This is a genomic window from Phormidesmis priestleyi ULC007 (assembly GCF_001895925.1).
GTDB lineage: Bacteria > Cyanobacteriota > Cyanobacteriia > Leptolyngbyales > Leptolyngbyaceae > Phormidesmis_A > Phormidesmis_A priestleyi_A.
The window spans coordinates 1-2,127 of record NZ_MPPI01000094.1 but is presented as its reverse complement, the minus strand read 5'-3'; the positions used below and the strand labels follow the sequence as shown (position 1 = coordinate 2,127).

Here is a 2,127-nt window from a genome sequence, read left to right as displayed (position 1 = left end):
CCTTGAACCTCCCTGACGAGCCTGAATTCATCTGCACTTTCCCGCATTCCTCACTCCTGTTCATCCCGCCATAGAAGGACTTCGATTTTTCTCCCTCGACATCACAACACTCAAGTTACTATCATCACGCAACTTTGTGAGTCTATCGAGATGCCGAACCCTAAGACAGTCGAAATGCTCCGAGTCAAGTATCTGTCGTTGGTCAACAATCTTGACGAGCGTGGTCGTCGCCGATGGGGTGCGACCGAAGCGATGGCAATAGGGCACGGTGGCATAGTAGCCGTTGCGGCAGCAACACGCTTATCAGACCGAATGGTCAGGAACGGTATCGAAGAACTGCGCTCTGCAATTCCATTAGTCTCTAGCCGACAACGTCAAGTGGGTGGTGGTCGTAAACGACTTGAACATCACGACCAAACTTTGCAACAGGCCATTGAGCGTTTAATCGAACCGACGGAAAGGGGTGATCCACAATCGCCGCTGCGATGGACATGCAAAAGTTTGACGAATTTGCAAAAAGAGTTGAATCAGCAAGGTCATCAAGTCGGACGGACGAAGCTATCCGAAATTCTCAAAGACCTCGGTTACTCGCTTCAGGGAAATCGGAAAAGGAGAGAAGGAAACGACCATCCTGAGCGTGACCAACAATTCAAACACATTGCCAAGCGTGTCAAAGCTTATCAATGTAGGAGGTGTCCAGCCATTTCCGTTGATACCAAGAAGAAAGAAGTGCTAGGCAATAAGGCGAATGAAGGACGAGAGTACCGTCCCAAGGGTAAACCCCTAGCAGTAGACACTCATGATTCTCCCGACCAAAAGCTGGGTAAAGCCGTTCCCTATGGAGTGTATGACATCGCTGAAAATGATGCTGGCGTGTCAGTCGGCATCAGTAGTGATACAGCCGAGTTCGCTGTCGAAGCGATCCGGCGATGGTGGCACGAACTGGGGCAGCCTCGGTATGACGAAATCTCATCGCCTGCTCATCACGGCTGATAGTGGTGGCAGCAACGGCCATCGTAACCGCTTATGGAAGGAGCTACAACGTTTGGCAGACGGAACGGGCATGAAAGTTGAGGTTTGTCACTATCCGCCTGGAACCAGTAAATGGAATAAGATTGAGCATCGTCTGTTCTGTCATATCACCCGTAAGGGGCTTGCAAAGAAATAAGACCCCGGTCAAGCTGGAACAATCGTGATATCCCACTTGGACAAGGTTTTAGAGCGATGCCAGAAAGGTTGATACCGTTCTAACTCCTCAGGCAACACCTTGATTCCTTTCTCATAGATAGGATCAACTAGTTGCACAGTCGGTGCAATTCCCTTCCAGGTCATGTGGGTTGCCCATTGCACTGCGGCTTCAACAGAATCTAAAATTGCCCCATTCCCATAGTTCTCTAGTGCTGCCCAACAGCGTTCAATGGGGTTGTACTTGCTGTGGTAAGGAGGGTAGTAAATCAATCGAATTCTCAACCCGATTGCCTGAGACAGTTCGACCATGCGCTTGATAAACTGCGTTCGGTCACTTCTGGTTGCGGCTCCCCTATCGAGGTCAATCACCCATTCATCTAGTTCAGGGTAGTGGGATTGATGGTCATCCCACCCAGTCGTTAAACAATCAACGATAAAATCACTGGTCTCAGCAGATTGTCCCAAGTAAATCGACAACTGGTTGGTATCGGTATTAAGAATGCCAAAGGGGACTAAAACGGCTTGCCACGCTGTATCGTGGTCATCGGCAGCCTTCGGCTCCAAGGTTCGTGCTTTCCCATTTCGGGAGAGGTTGCCAATCTTGACTTTGGCTTTGCTATCAATGGAGAGTCGCAACGATTTGGGGTTGTCATCCGAGGTCTGATTCTCTCGGAACACATTCTCGAAAATCGCATCGGTTTGAGCAATCTTTTTCAAGGGTTTGGTCTTCTGTGTTTTTTTAGGCGATATCCCATGCGATTAAGAATCGCACCGATGGTTTGACGCGTGGGTAATTGCGGCTCGGCGTACCCCTTCTCGCTCATTAAGTAGGAGGGTGAAGTTAAATATAAGATAGGAAGACCCTCTAATTAACCCCTCCTTATGCCTGCTCCCCTCCGGATCATTTTGACTTCAGAAGAGGATCGCACGTTAGCTGAA

The 2,127-nt window shown here is 49.3% G+C and carries 1 protein-coding gene and 1 pseudogene; one reads left to right on the top strand and one right to left on the bottom strand.

The genetic code is table 11. From position 1 onward, the window contains the following. Nucleotides 1-150: 150 nt before the first annotated feature. Nucleotides 151-1,144: pseudogene (locus BRW63_RS26900) on the top strand (ISAzo13 family transposase); the annotation flags it as partial. Nucleotides 1,145-1,176: 32 nt separating this feature from the next. Here BRW63_RS26900 and BRW63_RS26890 read toward each other — a convergent pair. After that, entirely contained in the window at nucleotides 1,177-1,938 is a 762-nt protein-coding gene (locus BRW63_RS26890; RefSeq protein WP_073075364.1) for an ISAzo13-like element transposase-related protein, read from the bottom strand. Between the last annotated feature and the right edge of the window lie 189 nt (nucleotides 1,939-2,127).